Here is a 17464-nt window from a genome sequence, read left to right as displayed (position 1 = left end):
TTTATTTATCGCTTTTTAATTTATTTAAATCTCTTCTTAAAACTTGAAGATTGTCTAATTCTGTTAAGCCACCTTTAGCCATCGGCATGATATGGTCTATTTGGAAGAATAATCTGCTTTTGTTTTTAAACCCTGAATTGGCACAAGTGTAAAATCCATTTTCATCTTTTGACTTTTCATATACCGTATCTGTTATTTGTCTCCAATATTGCGGATTAATTTTTTGTATTTCATAAAGGCTTAGCCTATTTATGTCAATTATCTCTGGGATAACAGTTGATTCTTTAGCTGACGTAGAGTAAATATCAGGTTCTTCTAATTTCAGAATCTCGTTATCTAAGCATTTTCTAAAATAGAGTTTGTTATATCCGAAGTACACTTTAAAGAAACTTTCTTCTTGTTCCCAAACTTTATCTAAATACTCTTTCTTTCCCTTACCACCAAGTTCATTTTCATAAATATATTGAGCCACATTTGAAATATCAAATTTCTCTCTGTCCTTAAACTGCAAAAACGATGGTTCTACACCTTTTAGGGCAAAATAACTAAGAATATCCTTGATATCCTGCTGGTTGTATCCTGGAATCATTTCAAAACCTGTAAAATAAGCATCTTCAACTTTTTCAGCTAAATTATCAAGTTGTTCGTTAGTAAAGAATTCAATATCATTTAACTGATTCACTTCAAAAAAGACGTGTAATTCCTTAATAAATCTCTCATATGCTCTTTGGGTGCTATCATAAACAAGAACTTCACAATTTTTGATTCTATCCTCTTCATTTTCTGAAGGTATCATTAACGAAAACGTATAGATACCTAATGGAATGATTTTGATAAAATCCATTTTTTCCAATTCAGTTGTATCAATAGAATCATCTATTATCTTTACGAATTCCTCAATTTTTTGAATGGCTATCAACCTTGCCAGTTTCTTTACGTTTTCCTTCGTGTTATCATCCCATGATACGGTTTCTTCTATATATAGCTTTTCTGGATTGACCCATGCGATTTTATTCTTCCATCCGTCTATAAAACTAACGATGTAGGCTTTTTCCGTTCCCCCTGCTTTTTTCCCTCTTAAAGCTCTGCCAATCATTTGAGTCATTAATATACTTGATATTGTCGGTCTTGTTAGGAAAACAGTTTGTACATCGGGTAAGTCCGTTCCCTCCGTCAAAATGTTCACATTAATAAGGACATCGACTTCATTATTTCTAAACTTCCTAATTCTTTCTCTATTTGCCTCATTAGACAAATCAACGCCAGTTGCCATATGTTGCTCTGATGAAATAACGTATTCAGATGCAATTCCTTTCTCATTGAACAATTTATTCAGTTCAATTGCATGAATTTTGTTTACAGCAAATACAAGCAGTTTGCCATATTCATCTTTGTTATCTATGTACTCTTGGACAATCCTGTTATTTCGGACTTTATTTTCAGCAATATGTTTGGCGATGTCTTCTGGAATACTATCAAACGCTTGAATACTTTTTATATCCTGTTCACTTAATTCCTTTGTCATATCAATCTGTGTTTCTAACTCTTTGAATATTGGCTCTGAAAGGATTCCTCGGCTAATAAGCGTTCTCAAATCAACTTTATATACAATGTCATCCTCGAAAATTTTCTTCAATAATCCCTTTTCAGCTTCTGCTGTTCTAAATGGAGTTGCAGTCAACCCTAAGATTCCTAATCTACTCGACTTTTCATTTAACAACTCAATTATCTTTCGATAAGTCTTTGCGGTTGCATGGTGTGCTTCATCGACTACAAGAAATATGTCGCCATTATAGTTCAACCAATTATTCACTAAATGGTCTATTCCTCTATTCAGACTGTCCTTACTGGCAATAACAAAATCATCATCTTGTTTGATGTTTACAGGTCTATCGTGTTGACCAGAAATAATTCTATACTTGAATTCTTTTCGTTTATTAACCAAATTGGAATAAGCATTCCTTTTAACTGCTGAAAGAGCCTGTTCCAACAACTCATGCCTATGGGCTATCCAAAGAACCTTTTTGCCATTGTTTATGACATTTCTTAAAACCCACTGAACAGCAGTAAGTGTTTTTCCTCCCCCTGTCGGTATAACTAATAGCCCTGAGAATCTATTTCCTTGATTATTTGTTATCTCTTTGTCCAATGCCTGTAACGCTTCCGTCTGATGCAGATATAGTTCTATTGGGTTTCTTTCCTCACTAACCTTAATCGTTCCTGCATATTTACTTTCTACTAAACTTTGCAACGCTTTTCCCTGCCCTTCCGCAAATTCAAACGTTACTCTTTCGTCAATATCCAATTGCGACCAGTCTAAGTCTTCCTTTTTTACAATAATTGCAAGACTATTTTTATCAAGACATTGATTCACTTTATCTATTAACAATGAATTCCTTCTCTTATATCCTAATTGGTCAAGAAAAGTCCGTAACTTCATATTTAACTTCCTATTTTTTCTCTGACCAATCTCCTCTTTAATATGTAAAATAACTTCTTCTATTTGTTCCACACATAAAAACTCCTTTTAACCGCTACTGACCTTTGTTTCCAAAGCATAAATTTCCTTTACAATAAGAACATGAAGAACCTTACTGTCTAATTTATAATCAACTCTATATCAAATCAGCGATTTCTTTATTATTTTGAAAAGGGGCATATTCTTCTTCAAACACCATATACCAGTACCCAAATTCATCTTGGTTACAAATAGCTCTTCTTACTTCCCTTAATCCTTTTGGAGTAAAACTATATGCACAAACTCGTTCTAAATCAAAATCAGCATCATAAGAACGATAAACCATTAAGCAATTCGACTGTTGAACTGCATTTTTTTGAAGAATTAAGCCATTTAGGTAATCAATCCTATCTACTGATTCTATGTATTGAATGCCTATCACATTATGAGGAACCAATCCTTCTTCTGTATCAGAAAAAAGTTTTTCAATCGTCTCTACGTCTTTATTCCAAATAAATTCTCTTTCTAAATGTAAGGCAAGGTACAAAAAACTTTCATCATAAATTCCTGCATCCCACTTCCACCATGACAAATCCATTGGTCTTGAACGCCCCATTGACTTATCAAACTTGGAATCTTCTATAAATACATCAAAGCCCAACATCTCCCCCAGATTGGCAAAATAATCAATTTCACACTTTGTAAACATTGAACGGTTATGTAACTTAGATAAATTCATTCTCCGATAATTCCGTACTTACCCCTCAAAAAATTGCATGCGATTAAAATATTGCTTTTCCATTCGTGTCTTCCTTCCCAATAAAAGCTCCTTGCAACTGAATTTTCAAATTAATCTATTACTATTTTACCATTGCATGTTATTATTTGGTATGTGGATTACAGGCAGTCAATATGAACACCTGCAAAACAGAAGCATACAGAGGAAGAACCGTGCCAAATACTAATTGGACAAAACTTTATTCTTTGCAAGTAGAGAAATATGCAGAGTATTTTGCAAAAATGGAGTTCGCTTCATATTACTTAGAGGATTACACTACAAAGGTGGATGACCGAGGCATTGATTTTATTGTAAAAGATAAAAATGACCACTTCTGCGAGATTCAAGTAAAATCCCTTAGGGGAACAGGCTATGTATTTGTGCAAAAAGGCAAATTTGATAACACCAATATAAATCTCTACCTTGCTTTGCTAATATTTGAAGCTGGAAAATTACCTGATGTATTTCTAATACCAGTACAAGCATGGGAAGTGCCTAATGAAGTGTATGTTGACAAAAATTATGATAAACCAGGGCAAAAGAGTGCTCCTGAATACGGAATCAACATATCTAAGAAAAATTACTCCATACTCGAAATCTTTAAATATGCGGATGCAATTGAATACTTTTTGAATTAAAGACTGAGGATTCTTAACAGGAGCTTTATACCCCTGTTAAAAGTCCTTGCATATTACCTCTTAACGAGAAAATGTATGTAGACCTAGGCGAATACTACTATGATAAGCAGAGAGAGCAATCAATTGTTCGGCATTCTCTTCGTAGACTTGAAAGTATAGGATACACTGTTTCGTTACAATTACCTGAAGCATCTTAATCCAATCAACCAATTAATCTATATATGATCAATCAATAAGGCGCTCTCCCCTTTTTAAAAAACAAATGAGCTGCGTCGTATTTAGTATTGACTTCTACCTGAAGTTAATTTTCATGGTAGTTGAAGAAGAAATAGAGGAGCTTATTCCACAATCGCGCCCATTTGTTGAAGATCGTACATGGTGCGAAATTGAAGTGAATAAAATATGTTTGTTAACTTGTAAACGATACGTAATTATTCATTTAAAACCGGTAAGGTAAAATAAAAACAGCTTCCCTTACCTACTTTACTTTTTACCGAAAGTTCCCCATGGTGATAATCGACAATATCCATTGAAATGGCCAAGCCTAAACCTGAACCCTGGTGAGATTCTCCTTGATTTCTTCCCCGATAAAACCGGTTAAAGATTAACTCAAGTTCATCTTCATTAATGCCAATTCCATTATCCTTGACTTTTACAACGATATTATTTTCATCTGACCTGTCCAGTTCCAATACTATTATTCCGTCTTTCTGTACAAATCGTTGGGCGTTTCTCAGAAGATTCACAATAACCTGCTCAATCCTCATAGGATCCATAAGAACAAAGGAGTCAGCATGACGTTGATGTAGCAAATCTCTCAATTCAAACGTAATGGCTTTTTTTTCAATATCCATTTTATATTTTTCATAAAGGTTTCGAATAAAGTCTTGGATACGAACCCCTTTCAGTTCAAACTTAATTTGTTGATTTTCTATATCAGCCATATCACGTAGGTCATTCAGCATTTGCGATACGTACACGCTTTGGTCATAAACTAATTGAATGTTTGTCTGATCACTAGGAACTACTCCATCTAGCATGCCTTTAGAATAGGCACGAATTCCTGTTAACGGTGCTGATATTTCATGAGTAATATTATGAATCCATTTACTTCTTGAAGTATGTGCATCCTTTAACTGTAGGTTTGCACCGTGTAGTTTGAAATTTGCTTGCTCTAACTCTGCCGTACGTTTCTGCACTTTTTTCTCTAAAGAAGCATTTAGAATCGCTAAATCTTGTGATAATTTTTCCAATCGAATAAAGGACAACGAATATCTTTTTGATAGGATAATAGATTGTGTAAATAAAAAGAAAATCACACCAACAGAGGTTAATTCAGTGGTGTGAACGAAGTTATTAAAAAACAAAATATCATTGACCACAGTTAAGAACAACATAAAAATGGCTACTAAATTTAATTTCGACCCTTCCCGTTTATGAAGAAATGCTTTTATATAAACGTAGAGCAAATAAATAATGATCAGTATTATACAAGCCTGGAGAATAACCATGGTTCTAGTAAACACTAGCGCCGGTGTCAGCATAATAAATAGGCTGTAAGCGGACATGCTAGCAATGATGACATTTCTAATTCTGCGGTTCATCTCTCCTGTAAATTGCATATAGCTAAACAACGAACTAAACAAAACACCTAAGGATGCCCCTAAATATTCCAGCTTCCTGGCCATTTCCCAATTCAAAAACGAGAGGAGGTAGGAAGCCAACCTCTCTTCAAGAAGGATAGCTCGAATCGCGACAACGATACACGCTATTCCAAAAAAAATGAGTGCTGGTTCTTTTCTGCGAAACGCAAATAATGCAGAATGATATAAACCCATGAGCACCAAGCTCATAACAATCATTGATCGGAATATCAGTCTTTTCTCCTGAAATTGAATAATAGTGTTCGGTTCTCCAATTAATAACGAATCAGTGATCCCTGCCTTTCGCCCATTATAATTAGACGCTTGAATAATAAATTCTACCCGGAGAGAATTGACTTCAAACTCCACAATATTGGGGACACGTTCCGGTTTCATTAAGTATCTGCTTGTTCCTACTGCCCCATTTTTTGACATCTTCACCCCATTAATCCATAAAGAATAGGCGGATGCGACACTCGGCATATATAGTGCTTTTATAGTACCCACATCACCTCTCGAAAATTCAACTTGTAAGCGATAAGTGGCATATCCAGTCTGCGGCAACTTTTGTCCCATCTGCATGTAATTGCTCCATGTTTGAGGTACTTCTGCCAGCATAGGTCTTTCATGAACAGCATTTTGCTTGAAATCCTTCGGGGTATATAACTTTTGCCAATAAAATTCCCAATTTCCATCTAACTTTATCATTTCATTAGCAGACAATTTATTCACATAGAAAACACTTTTACTCTCTGCACCATTCATCGCCGCTTTGGCACTGGAACCCAATAAAAGCATCCCGACAATTACAGAAGTTACCATCAAAAAGCTATACTTTGCTTTTATCATTATGATTTGTCATCCCACATTTCGATCTTTTAAACTAATAATAGCACTTTTTGACTAATTTTAGGAATATATATCCAAGAAACAGCAAAGATTGAGTGAAATAACAAACAATAAATAGGACAATATTAGTTTCTAATACTAGAATCAGTAGATTTCAATATGATATATTTAGATAGAATATTCACTGGAAAAAGGAGGTAAGCACATGATTTCCACCACCATTTTGATCGTAGAGGATGAAAGCTTCATTATTAATATCTTACGTCTTTACTTAGAGAAGGAAGGCTATACTGTTTATTCCTCCTTCAATGTTGCCGATGGTTTACGACTGATAGAAGAAATTCCTCCTGATATTGTTCTACTCGATATTAATCTTCCAGATAAAAATGGGTTTGAACTTGCCAGGAGATATCGTGAAATTTCTGATGGAATTCTCATATTTATTACTGGTGAAAATACCAAAAGTACGATCATCGAAGGCTTTGAAATTGGCTGTGATGACTATATTACTAAACCATTCGACCCCCCTGAAGTCCTCGCCCGCATCAAAGCAATTATGAGAAGAACTGGTACGTTCACTTCAAACTCCTCGCATGTATTAAACCTTGGTGATTTAATCATAAACTTTTCAGATAAAAGTATATACAAAAAAGGTAAAGAAGTGGATCTTCATACAAAAGAAAGAATGCTGTTATTTTATTTAGTTGAGCACCCGAATCAAGTTTTTAGCGCCGAACTGTTATTTGATCGTATTTGGGGAATCGATTCAGAAACAGATTTAAAAACCGTTTCTGTTCATTTAAGTACACTCAGAAGTAAAATCGAGGATGACCCTAAAAATCCAGAGTATGTTCGTACAATTAGAGGATTTGGATACAAATTTTCAACGCAGGCAAAAAAGAAGGTAAATAATGAGCAAACGGGAATCAAGAATTAAATCATTCTTGATTCCTTTATTTTCAAAAGAATGAATAAAATAACAATATTATCATATTTAACTTACTTTTAACCTTCGTGTGATAATTTAGAATTATGGAAATGGGAACCATCTATACACAATTTCCTATATTGCTGCAAGTAAAATCACAGAAGGAATCTATATAGGAATGAATATTTTTTAAAAATAGGAGTGTGAAGTTTTTATCCATGCTAGATCAAGAATGGTTACAACTAATATTGGAAGCGAAGCAACTAGGATTAACAATTGAAGAGATAAGAGATTGTTTAAATAAAGAATTTGTTGGCTTAGAATAAAGAATAATTTGGTATTACAACTACTACCCTATATTCCTGACGTTCCGGAATATAGGGTAGTAGTTGTACTGCTGTAGCAAACCTCAATAAGATGTAAATATATGTTACCTTTTACTTCATTAGTTTTGTTAAGAGGATGGTTTTTTGTTAGGTAATGAAGGTGGCTGTTCCATCCAGTTATTATTAATCATTATCTTTGTACCGTCCGCTAATATAGTCCAGTTTCCGCCATTAAACGGTAATATCTCGTAATTAGGTCACCCCTAGAACTCCTGCTTAGACCTTGGTATGTCAACACAAAACTAGACAACTTTTTTAAGGTGTTTTATTTTATACTCGATGGGGCTTAAATACCCTAATGTTTCGTGAATTCTTATGTAATTGAACCAATTCACATAGTCGTATAATTCCCTAGATAATTCTTCTAAACTAGTAAAGTGCCTTTTTCGAATACATTCTGTTTTAATGATTTTAAATGTTGCTTCTGTTACTGCATTATCGTAAGGGCAGCCCTTCAAGCTTAACGATCGTTTAATATCAAATATTTCTAACGCTTCGTCGATTAACTTATTTTTAAATTCATTTCCACGATCTGTGTGGAAATATTGAATCTTCCTTAGGTCTTTCTTGATAGATGAAAAAGCACGATAAACCAGTGCTGCATCTTTGTTTGGGCCATAACTATGACCGATAATTTCCCGATTAAAGAGATCAACAAATACACATACGTATTGCCATTTTTTATCGACTCTTACATATCTTAAATCGCTTACAACAACTGTCATTTCTTCCTCTTGTTGAAATTCACGGTTTAATTCGTTTTGTTGGCTAGACTCGTTACTCTTAGGAGAGTGTGGCTTAAACTGGGCTACTGTATAGGAAGATACCAGTCCTTGTTCTTTCATCATACGGCCAATTCTTCTCCTAGAAACGATATAACCTTGTTTTTTTAGCTCCACCTTGATCTTGCGAGTGCCATAGTTTTGACGGCTTAGGTGAAAGATTTCGATAATTTTTGTTGTTATCTCGTCCTCTGACGGCCTTTCTTTCGCCTCATAATAATAAGTACTTCTTTGAAGTTGTAGGACTTTGCACATTGCTGATATCGAGTATTTGTGCTGGTTGCTTTTAATCACATTTACTTTCGTCCTAGTATCAGCGCCGCTTGCTTTAAAATATCGTTCTCCATCTCCAACTGCTTATTTCTTTTCCGAAGCTCTTGAATCCTTTTGTTCAGGAGTTAAGTTATCTTTTTCCTTGAAAGAACCAGATGTTTGTTGCTGATTAATCCACTTGTCTAAGGAAGACGGTGTTAACTCATATTCCCTAATAATATCCTTTCTTGGTTTTCCGTTCAGATATAATTGCACCATTTGTTGTTTGAATTCCGCAGTAAAGGTTCGGCGTGCTTTTTTGGTCATGGTAGATTCTCCTCTAAATGTCTTATTCGTATTCTACTTGACCTTAAAATATCTGTCCAACTAAGTGTAGCCTATCCATCTGTTTTCTTGTGGATTTGGGCGACCAAATCTAAAAAAATCGTTTGAAAGAACTCTGTTGGAATGGTATTAATTCGTCTTCCTAATTGGAGAAGCTAATCGAGTTCAACCCTGTAGCACATTGCAAATCGTCTGAAAATACAGCGTCACTCAAAGCCCGTAAACTCTCGGTCTCATGGAGCTGCGCATACAAAAGTAGTTTCAAAAAGGGAACCATATAAAGCTTCTTTGTATAGTAATTTAATTGATGTGTTTTCACCTGTTCTTCTAATAATGTCTGATTAAGCGGTGAAAGCCATTGTTCAAATGATGTTTTTCGTGTAAACTTATCCATGCGTAGGTCCTTTATTTTGGATTTGGATAGGTTACTACCTCCCAACCATTATAAAGGATTTTTTATGGAAAAATTCAGTTTTAAAATTGTGTTGAATTATTTTAGAGCTACACTAGTGATTTCAAAAGTTAAATCATAATTGTTATTCACACTATTCATTTTCGTATCTCCTAATAAAAAGTAAATTTAAGAATTACCTTTTTTATCAATTGAAAAACCTCCCGAAAGAGTTTCCTCTTTACAAAAAACGAAAAGTCCTCCTTAACCTTTTTTGGGGGGACTTTCCATTATAATTACGCTATTATAAAATCACCAATCTCTCCTTGTAAATCGTGAGAGATTTTATTTAGTTCATTTAAAAATGCTGGTATTTCTTCCATTGAAGCATTTTGCTCTTCTACTGAACACTCAGCGTTTGAATACTTGCTGATAATTGTTCAGTAATATTTATTCACCATCTATAACTGAATATGTCTTATAATTATTTCTTCCACTTTCCTTCGCTTCATATAAAGCTCTATCTGCATGTTTCATCAGTTCATGTCTTGTTGTCCCATCTTTTGGATAAAAAGCAATCCCCATACTTGAAGTTGTATGGAAGGTATGTTCTCCAACTTGCCAAGGTTCTTGAAGAGAATTGAGAATTCGATTCGCAATAATGACAGCATCCTGCTCTTCTTGAATTTCTGGAAAAAGAATCGTAAATTCATCTCCTCCTTGTCTTGAGAGAGTATCACCATCTCTTATACATCCCTTTACTCTTTCGGCAAACTGTATGAGCAATCCATCTCCTACATCATGACCCAAATTATCATTAATTTGTTTAAATTTATCCATATCCATAAACATAACGGCCATCTTTCGGTCGTATCTCTCTGATTCCTTTATAGCTTGTTTTAGTCTATCGTTAAATAATCTTCGGTTCGGAAGCTCTGTTAACGTATCATGAAAAGCTAAATGTGTTAGTTTTTCTTCATACGTTATTCGTTCTGTAATCTCCCTGGATACGACCAGAAAGTGCTTAAATTGTCCATCTTCAGTAAATATTGGAGTAACATTTGCTTCAAACCATATCCACTTTCCATTTACATGTCTAAAACGATATTCCATATTGCCAGTATCTTTGCTCTCTATAATGGCTGTTAATTGATGCTTCACACCTTCTACATCAGCTTCATGAATCATGTCCAAAGCACACTTACCTTCATATTCATAAGAATGATAGCCTAATACTGTTACATGGGAAGGAGAGGCATATTTAAAATAAACGTCTCTATCTATCAGACCTACAAGGTCAGTCATATTTTCGGCAATTAAACGATATCGCTCTTCACTTTGACGAAGAGCTTCTTCTCCCTGCCTTCTTTCTGTTATATCTCTTGCTACCGCTTGGAAATGAAGAAGATTACCCGTTCTATCATAAACAGGTCCTCCTTTTACCTCCATCCATACCCAATCTCCTGTAATATTTTTAAACCGAGATTCTACAGAAATCGTTTCCTGTAAAGATACCATATGATTAAATTGTTCTGTTAAATTATCAACATCATCAGGGTGAACAACATCAAATGCAAGATATTCTTCATACACTTCTGGATGAAGTCCTAAAACAACTTCATGGGAAGGAGAAGCGTATATAACTTTACCGTCTCTATCTAACACCCCTACCAGATCTGTCATATTGTCCGTAATGAGTCGATACTTTTCTTCACTTTTGCGAAGTGCTTCTTCAGCCTGTTTTCTGGCTGTAATATCACGAAACAACAATTGTACAGCGATTTCCCCTTCATACAAAATCCCTACTCCTGTATACTCGATATAAAATGGAGTGCCATCCAAACGAATCATTTTATGCTCCATCATTTCAAGGGAATTCCCCTCTGCTTGTTGCATGTATTCGATCCGTTCTATTGCGATTTCTCGAACTTCAGGAGATATAAAGTCTAAAATGGATTTGCCTACGATTTCGCTAAAATGCGTACCCCCAAACAACTGAACACCTGCATGATTGATATATTGAATAATTCCTTTTTGGTGTACAACAATTGGTTCAGGAGAATAATGAACCAATCTCTCGTATCTTTTTTTACTTTCTTCCAACTTCTGTTCTGTATTTTTTCTTTCGGTTACATCACGAAGCATAGTTAAGATAGCAGGATTCCCATCATAATTAAATGGTACTGAAGCAATCTCTGCATATATGGTATCTCCATCAGAGCAGTTCATGTTCATTTCAACAAATGGCAATTCTTCTCCTGATTTAGTCATTGATAGTCTTTTCTTTGAAACTTCTTTAAAATCAGGATGGAGATAGGTATCAATAGATTTTCCGATAGCATTATCTTCTTTTACCATCTTTAAAGCAGATGGGTTCGCATACACAATCGTTCCATCACGATGAATCACGATTCCTTTTGGAGAAAGCTCTACTACCTTTCGATATCGCTCTTCACTTTCTCTTAATAATTTCTCTAATTGTTTACGCTCCGAAATATCTCTTGTAATCCCTGCAGTTCCTAAAAGGTTACCCCTCTTATCTAAAAGAGGAGAAAATGTTAAACTGATTTCAACAGGTGACCCATCCTTTTTTATGCAAGTGGTTTCCATTGTTGTTATTTGTTGGCGAAGTTTTGCCTTTTCAAGTAGCTCCTCTTGTTGATGATTTCGGTATTCAGGAATAATCGGTAGCTTTTTACCAATGACCTCTTCTCTTTTCCAACCATACAGCTTTTCAAAAGCAGGATTCACATCCAAAACATTTCCATCCAAGTCTAAGATATCAATGGCATCCATTGTGGAATAGAATAAGGCTTTCATGCGTTTTTCCATTTCATTTAAGGTAGCTTTTGTATTATGAAGTTCGGTTACATCTTTTCCAACCCCAAAAATCCCGACAATTTCTCCATTTTTCCATAAAGGAATATTTTTTATTTGCAAATACACCTTATGTCCATTCTTATGCAACAATTGAGTTTCATACTCTGGAGATTTTCCTTGTAAAACCTCTTGATATTGTCGAAAGGTCAATTCCTTGTATTCTGGTACTAAAATTTCCTCATAATGTTTTCCTTGGAGCTCTTCCTTTGAAAAACCAAACATTTGGCTTGTTATTTGATTTACTTCAATAATCGTTCCTTCCACTGATAAAACAAAAATTGGATCAGGGTTATATTCAATAATAGATTTATAACTTTCAATTGACATCTCTTGTAATCTTACATTCATTTGTTCATTTCTCCTTCGGCAACCCAGCCATCATAGTTAATACCTTAGATCTGTGGTTTTGCGTCCTTGCCTTTCAACAAGTTTGCCCTTATCATTGTATTATTTATAGTCTCCTTTTCTGTATAATTCATGAGTTAGTATTGGAGTCGCTTTTTTAATTAGTATTTTTTAATAAACTTTCCTGATGTAGCTGCTTTCAAAAAAGCATCTACGACTATTGGGTCAAACTGCTTTTCCTTATTATTTTCTATTTCCTTTATTGCTTCATCTATATTCCTCTTACCTCTGTAAACACGATTTGTGGTCATTGCATCAAATGTATCAGCAACTGCCATAATCCGAGCTACTAAAGGAATCTCATTCCCTTTCAATCCTTCTGGATAACCTTTTCCGTCATATCGTTCATGATGATACAAAACCATGTCCAAGATGCCTATTTTCTTAAATCTAGGAATATTTTTCATCAAGTCATAACCTAACGTAGTATGTTGCTTAATTATTTCAAACTCTTCATCTGTCAGCTTTCCAGGTTTATTAATGATACTATCGGCAACACCAATTTTTCCTATGTCGTGAAGTAAGCCACCTGTATATAGCTGTTTCCAAACTTTTTTAGGTAGTTTCATTTCTTTTGCTATCTCTCTTGAATAAAAGGCAACATTTTTTGAGTGATAAGCCGTGTATGGATCACGCATATCAATCATTTTTGCCAGAGTAAAGATGGTCATTAGTTGAGACTCTTTGAGTTGAGTATTTTTATTGATTAACTCTCTTACAACAAAGGTGATTAAAAAACAAACAATCCATGTTAAAGTAAATAACTCAATTTGTTCAGTAGGAAAACCTTTTAAGGAATTCTGATACCACATCAAGACAACAAAGCCATTAAAAAGTAGCATGGAAATGATATGTTTTAAAAACAATGATGAAATGAGAACTAACAATATATAAGCCCCAACAATACTTCTGTCATGATAAAAAATCCTATCGACATATACTACCGAAAAAAATAATATTACTAGCATTAAAACGGAGAGAATTCTATTTTCAACCAATACTAATGGTTTCAAAATAAAAGGTCTTAAATTACTTTTTAGATCACTTTGAATTTCTATTATTTCACTCTCTCTTTTCACTTTAAAATCCTTTCTTGCTATTTACGATTATTCAGATTTCAAACAAAATCCTACATTATTCGAGATATTTCAGCATAACAAAATCGAAGAATACTACTAATATCCTCCGACACTTTCTCTTATTGAATAATACTTTTTTATTATCATAAAATCATGAAATGGTGTATCACCATGTATTCTCAATATTTGCTTTTATGCTATTAGGAAGATATTCCTTTTGACATTTTTTTCGTATACATTTTAAAGGGATTGCAGTTCGATACTATAAAATAAAATAACAAAAATACCTTGAACTACTCTAGTGAAGTATTATATCAAAACCGGTTGCTTATTCATGGTATTTTTCTCTTTTTTCAAGCATCCAAACAAACATAAAAGGATTAAATTTAATACATTTCAGCTTATTAGTTTGACATTTCAATCCCATTATTAACGCTATATGAGATTACTTTTACAATTAATATTAAACCACCTCACACTTCAAATGATTCATATTAATCGGCTTCCAATTTCTGTTACCAGTCCGAAATAATGATTGAAAATCCAATAGATGAATATTGTGGGGAAAACATTATACTAGAAGAAAGAATAGAAAGAGAAAGGATGATTGCCCATTATTTTGATAAGGAATTGAGAGGATAGTGAATTAAAAAAGCTGAACCCAAATACTGGATTAAGTCTGAATTTGTATTGATTTATGATTGAGATACTCTTTAAATACATATTTTTCTCTGTTCTCCTGCTCTTTTTCCTCCCACTTATCGTCTGTTTTAACTTCTCTTTAAAGAATTACGATTTGTAATACCTGTAAATATGTCAAAGAAAGCCATATTTACAGGTATTACATACTTCTATTACATTGATTTAAATTCACATGTCGAATAATAGCATTTATTGGTATTAACAAAGAGATTATTATACTATATTCATAAGGGAAACCATCAAATCTTCCTTCTCTTTTATTGATTAAATCGGAGGTTTACTTTGACTATGAGTTATGAATATAATAATATTTTTGCTGTATTGGACAACAAAATCTCAAAGCAAGACCTTTATACAATTTTACAATATATTAACGAAGCTCTCTATATAACTTCCTTGAATAAAAACAAAAAAGAAATCGGACAATTTATTGAAGTTAATCAGGCTGCACTTGAGCAATTAGGATATAGTAAAGAGGAATTTTTAAATCTTTCACCTATAGATATTATAGATTCCACAGCATATCCTATTCTCGAAGATGAACTGAAACAACTCCTTGAAGGGAAAATTCTTACACTTGAATCTACTCATATTACAAAAAAAGGAAAAAGGATTCCGGTAGAAGTGAGTAGCCGTGTCATCATATTATCTGACAATAATAAATATGTTCTCTCCACGGTACGTAATATCTCGGATCGTAAAGAAACAGAGATGCTTTTAGAGAAGACCGCACAAGAGTTCCAGTCTCTTTTTAGTAATAGTCCGGATATCATATTTTTTCTTAATCCAGAGGGGAAGTTCACTAATATTAATCCAGCAGGTGAGAAACTTTTATCTATTTCTAAGAATGAATTACTTAGTATCTCTTATGAACCATTAATTGCACCGGAAGATTTAGAAGAAACTACTAGACAATTCCATGAAGTTTTAAAGGGGAATACAGCCCTATTAGAGATTTCCATTTTAAGCAAAAACAGTGAGAAGATTAACATAAATATCACAGCCGTTCCTATGATATTACAAAATGAAATAATAGGGATTACAGGCATCGCAAGAAACGTTACATTACAAAAGCAAACGGAAAAACTACTGAGAGAAAGTGAACAACGGTATAAATCACTTTTTCAACATAATATAGATGCTGTTATAACATATGACTTAGAAGGAAATTTCCAATCTATTAACACCGCAACGGAAAAATTAATGGGCTATAGAGCAGATGAACTTATCGGAAAACCTTTTTTGCCATTTATCGTTCCTGAAGAAAGAGAAAAGACGTTTGAACATTTTAACAAAGTCATCCAAGGTACCCCACATCATTATGAAACTTGTATGTTTAATCGAAGTGGCGAACGTGTCTATCTCCATATTACGGTAATACCTATATACATTAACCAAAAACTTACAGGTATTCATTGTATTGGTAAAGATATTACGGAACGTAACAAAATTACAGAACAGATAAATTACATGGCTTATCATGATCCATTAACAGGCTTAGCTAATCAACGCTTATTTCAACTTAATTTTAACAAAGCATTAGAACAGGCTCAGAAAAATATGGGTACAGTAACTCTATATTTCATAGATTTAGATCGTTTTAAGTTTATTAACGACTATTTAGGTCATGATATGGGAGATCTACTATTAAAAAAAATTTCCAAACGGCTAACCAAATGCGTTGAAAATAAAGATCGTATTTATCGTTATGGTGGAGATGAATTTATTGTTTTACTTGAAAACAAGAATAAACAACAAGCATTATCTCTTGCACAGTCAATCGTTCAAGCAGTTTCAAAACCTTATAACTTAGAAGGTTTTGAAGTAGTTGTTACGGCAAGTTTAGGAATAAGTATCTACCCAACTCATGGGGATGATTCCAAAACCCTCATGAAGAAAGCAGATAATGCCATGTATCACGCAAAACGTCAAGGAAAAAACAATTATCAATTATATAATAACCGAAATCCAATAAGTTCAAATAGCAATTTAAAAGCAGAAACACTTCTCCATAAAGCAATGGAACGAGAAGAACTATTTCTTCAATATCAACCTCAAATAGATGCGAAAACAAACACTATTTATGGTGTTGAGGCCTTAATACGTTGGAATAGTAAAGAATTAGGAATTGTACCACCTGGAGAATTTATCAGCCTTGCAGAGGAGACTGGTTTAATAGTCCCTATCGGCGAATGGGTAATAAAAACTGCTTGTAAACAGAATAAAAAGTGGCAAGAAATGGGACTCCCTCCAATGATTATCTCTGTCAATTTGTCCATTCGTCATTTTTACCAAACCGATTTGATAAAGAAAATATCATATATTTTAAAGGAGACAAAATTAGACCCACAGTATCTTGAATTAGAAATCACAGAATCAATGGCCATGAATGCAAATACTGCGGAAGGCATCCTTATAGGACTCAGAAACCTAGGGGTTAAAATTGCAATTGATGATTTTGGTACTGGGTATAGCTCGTTAAATTATCTCCGACGGTTTCCAATTGATCATTTAAAAATAGATCAATCCTTTGTTAAAGATATTCATTCTGATACTGATGACCAAAACATTATCGAGACCATTATTGCTTTGGGCCACAGTCTAAACTTGAGTGTTATCGCAGAAGGCGTCGAAACGAAAGAGCAAGTCGATTTTCTACAAAAATGCCAATGTGATATTCTTCAAGGTTATTATTATAGCAAACCAGTTGATTCAATAAAAATCCCTGAACTTATTCAGGCGTTTCGTAAGTAGAAGCTCAGGTGTATCTACTTTTCATACCAATTTGTTATTCATAATGCCGGTAAAGAAAGGTAAACCCCATGCCGGCATACAAATACATATTCGAATTCGCACACCATTAAACGCTTAGCTACCAGTTCTAGGCGTTTTTTTTCTTTCAATATACCTTTTCATAATTCTACTTTTAGCGAATGCTTTTCTTACTT

General features: G+C 33.9%; 9 protein-coding genes, 2 pseudogenes and 1 riboswitch. Of the genes and pseudogenes, 4 read left to right on the top strand and 7 right to left on the bottom strand.

From position 1 onward, the window contains the following. Position 1 precedes the first annotated feature (1 nt). A complete protein-coding gene (locus ACTQ5K_RS02120) occupies positions 2–2512 on the bottom strand; it encodes a DEAD/DEAH box helicase family protein (RefSeq protein WP_441993445.1) in 2511 nt (836 codons plus the stop codon). 103 nt (positions 2513–2615) lie between these two features. After that, entirely contained in the window at positions 2616–3197 is a 582-nt protein-coding gene (locus tag ACTQ5K_RS02115) for a hypothetical protein (protein WP_441993443.1), read from the bottom strand. A gap of 173 nt (positions 3198–3370) precedes the next feature. On the opposite strand from ACTQ5K_RS02115, the gene ACTQ5K_RS02110 reads away from it, so the two are divergent. Continuing rightward, a complete protein-coding gene (locus tag ACTQ5K_RS02110) occupies positions 3371–3874 on the top strand; it encodes a DUF4365 domain-containing protein (protein ID WP_441993441.1) in 504 nt (167 codons plus the stop codon). A gap of 431 nt (positions 3875–4305) precedes the next feature. Here ACTQ5K_RS02110 and ACTQ5K_RS02105 read toward each other — a convergent pair whose 3' ends face one another. Next, positions 4306–6366 carry an ATP-binding protein gene (locus ACTQ5K_RS02105; RefSeq protein WP_441993439.1) on the bottom strand — a complete coding sequence of 687 codons (2061 nt, stop codon included), beginning with the start codon at positions 6364–6366 and terminating at the stop codon, positions 4306–4308. A gap of 205 nt (positions 6367–6571) precedes the next feature. On the opposite strand from ACTQ5K_RS02105, the gene ACTQ5K_RS02100 reads away from it, so the two are divergent. Next, positions 6572–7303 carry a response regulator transcription factor gene (locus ACTQ5K_RS02100; protein ID WP_441993437.1) on the top strand — a complete coding sequence of 244 codons (732 nt, stop codon included), beginning with the start codon at positions 6572–6574 and terminating at the stop codon, positions 7301–7303. A gap of 194 nt (positions 7304–7497) precedes the next feature. Beyond that, positions 7498–7620 carry an anti-repressor SinI family protein gene (locus ACTQ5K_RS02095; protein ID WP_441993435.1) on the top strand — a complete coding sequence of 41 codons (123 nt, stop codon included), beginning with the start codon at positions 7498–7500 and terminating at the stop codon, positions 7618–7620. A 302-nt stretch (positions 7621–7922) separates the two neighbouring features. Here the strand turns inward: ACTQ5K_RS02095 and ACTQ5K_RS02090 are convergent. The 4 genes and pseudogenes from ACTQ5K_RS02090 to ACTQ5K_RS02075 all read right to left on the bottom strand — a co-directional run bounded on the left by ACTQ5K_RS02090 (position 7923) and on the right by ACTQ5K_RS02075 (position 13814). Then, a pseudogene (locus ACTQ5K_RS02090) lies at positions 7923–9041 on the bottom strand (IS3 family transposase). Between the two features lie 80 nt (positions 9042–9121). Then, positions 9122–9453 (bottom strand): annotated as a pseudogene (locus ACTQ5K_RS02085) (DUF4372 domain-containing protein); the annotation flags it as partial. A gap of 447 nt (positions 9454–9900) precedes the next feature. Continuing rightward, the gene (locus tag ACTQ5K_RS02080) at positions 9901–12678 is read right to left on the bottom strand and encodes a PAS domain S-box protein (protein WP_441993433.1); all 2778 of its coding nucleotides are present in this window, start codon (positions 12676–12678) and stop codon (positions 9901–9903) included. A gap of 14 nt (positions 12679–12692) precedes the next feature. Beyond that, positions 12693–12775: riboswitch (cyclic di-GMP riboswitch) on the bottom strand. A 61-nt stretch (positions 12776–12836) separates the two neighbouring features. Beyond that, entirely contained in the window at positions 12837–13814 is a 978-nt protein-coding gene (locus ACTQ5K_RS02075) for an HD-GYP domain-containing protein (protein ID WP_441993431.1), read from the bottom strand. A gap of 990 nt (positions 13815–14804) precedes the next feature. Here ACTQ5K_RS02075 and ACTQ5K_RS02070 point away from each other — a divergent pair. Next, positions 14805–17270, top strand: coding sequence for a sensor domain-containing protein (locus ACTQ5K_RS02070; RefSeq protein WP_441993429.1), 2466 nt, complete (start codon positions 14805–14807; stop codon positions 17268–17270). The last annotated feature ends 194 nt before the right edge of the window (positions 17271–17464 follow it).

This window comes from Niallia sp. Sow4_A1 (assembly GCF_052116745.1).
Classification (GTDB): Bacteria; Bacillota; Bacilli; order Bacillales; family Cytobacillaceae; genus Niallia; species Niallia hominis.
The sequence above is the reverse complement of the archived record's forward strand: the minus strand, read 5'-3'. Positions and strand labels throughout refer to the sequence as shown.